This window comes from Finegoldia magna (genome assembly GCF_018371055.1).
GTDB classification, from domain to species: domain Bacteria; phylum Bacillota; class Clostridia; order Tissierellales; family Peptoniphilaceae; genus Finegoldia; species Finegoldia magna_I.
Map to the genome: position 1 here is coordinate 1 of NZ_JAGYZD010000265.1, position 2,164 is coordinate 2,164.

Sequence of the window (2,164 nt, forward strand, 5' to 3'; positions counted from 1 at the left end):
CCTGAAATTATTTTATGCATAAAAAAAGAATATACAAGATATTCTTATTTATCCTTGTATATTCTATCATTAACATTATGATATGTCAAACAAATTCTTGATTTTTTGAATATTTTTATTTTAAATTCCGAAAATTTCTTTGTATCGTTCTTGAGAAGTTTTCGAACGTCTTGTGATATCCAAAATCTCGATATTATTTTCCATTATAATAGACAAAATATCATTAATACTACATTTATTTAAGCTTATCATATTTTTATCCATATTAAAACCCTTTGATTGCAAAACAGATGATAATTTGTCGTTATCGCTTGAAATAATCTCTATAAATTTTTCATTTTCCAAAACTTCTTCCAAAATTTTCCCGTCTTTTAAGAACAAAATATTATTGGTGATTTCATCGATATCGTTTAAAGAGTGACTGGATATTAAAATTCCCTGACCATCTTTTGCTTTCTTCTTTATAAGAGCCATCATTTTAATAACGCTAGTTGGATCAAGACCAGAAAGCGGTTCATCAAGCAATATAATATCTCTTTGTGGCAAGAAATCCATCGCAAGCATCAGCTTTTTTTTCATACCTAATGAATACGAACCAGTCTTGCTTTTTACAAAGCTTTCAATTCCTATTTCTTTGATAACCCTATCCACATCATCCTTGGTTCTTTTATAGACATTTTTGATATAGTTCAAATAATCCATGCCATACAAGTTTTCATCCAAGATTTTCTCATCTTTGAAAAAAGAAATATGATTAAAAATCTTCTCATCCTTAAACTCTTTGCCGTCTACCAAAACTTGTCCGCCATCTCTTTTGAGTAGATTGGTCATAGTATTCATCAAAGTAGTCTTACCAGAGCCATTCGGCCCTACCAAAGCTTTGATTTGTCCTTTTTCAATACTAAAAGATATATCGTGAAGTATCTTTTTCTTTCCGTAACTTTTTTCAATATTTACTACTTCTAACATTATTTCCTCCTGCCAAATGAAACTCTGCCCAATACATAAAACAATATTGAACTAATCACAAGAACTACAACAGCCATCACCACCGTGTAAGAATTCTGTCTTATCAACGCCGACAAAAATCCCGTAGATACAAATCCCGAATCCACATAGTTAAATGGAACAAAAGATCCGATTACTCCCATATACTTTAATGCAGTGAATGGTACAATAAACGCAATTATAGATATTAATATCGTAAATAGTTTGTTAGTAGCAGTGTACATAGAATTTACAAACATACTGATAAATATCGTAAACAACACAGTTATTGTAAAGGATTCTAATATATACACCAGAAATGGACCAACATTTGAGTAAATAATTCCACCGTCCACAATATAGTTAATAATTGGAAAATCACTGTCTGCAAATCCACCCATAATACCACCAGCTAAGAATAATACCAAAACTGCCATGATGTTTATGCCAATACCATATATTACGCTTTCTATAATTTTTGACTTGTACGATTTTGTTCGACTTACAGGAAGTACCGATTTAAGTTCAAGCTGCTTATTCGATTTGATAATCGTAGATGTGAACAGCAATAGTGCAAACACAATCAACACTACATCTAATTTAAGATAGAAGTAATCGTGTAACATCGCAAAAGCATTATTTCTCTCTGATATTCCATGAGTAATGTAGTAATTGATTTTAGGTAAAGTTCCTTTGAAACTATCCACATCAAAAGGATTATAATCAATTCCTAATTGCGGAATATAGAATCTGTCTGTTGGTGTGATGTTGTTTATGAGCATGTATTTTTGTTTGAAGAATGCTCCTTCAAGTGCAAAATCGTTGAATACGTCCACCATTCCAGTTGTTTCACTTCCTGTTCCTTGAAAATGAAAACCATTAAATTCATTTACCCTTACCTTATTTAAATTGCTGAACTTTTGGGGAGATTTGTATCTATTTTCATAAGCGTCGAAGTATGTGTTCTCATTTTCGTAAAATTTCAAAGCATCTGAATGAGAATCTATCATTTCCTTTGCTCTTTTGCTATTGCCGTATTTTGCCTTAATCTCATCAATATCCCTATATACCAAATTCTCCATAGTAGAATTAAGATCGGTATAGTTTTTAATTTGAGTGGAATTAAAATTGTGCCAATTGTTTTGTAGGCATATATTTCCAACCAAAATAGCACACA

At 31.1% G+C, this 2,164-nt stretch carries 1 protein-coding gene and 1 pseudogene; both read right to left on the reverse strand.

Going from position 1 to position 2,164, the window contains the following annotated elements; all coding sequences use genetic code 11:
• Positions 1 to 120 precede the first annotated feature (120 nt).
• Positions 121 to 969 (reverse strand): ABC transporter ATP-binding protein, encoded by an 849-nt coding sequence (locus tag KHW44_RS08895; RefSeq protein WP_002841213.1) that lies wholly within the window; start codon positions 967 to 969, stop codon positions 121 to 123.
• Positions 969 to 2,164 (reverse strand): annotated as a pseudogene (locus tag KHW44_RS08900) (hypothetical protein); the annotation flags it as partial. The pseudogene KHW44_RS08900 and the gene KHW44_RS08895, both read right to left, overlap by 1 nt.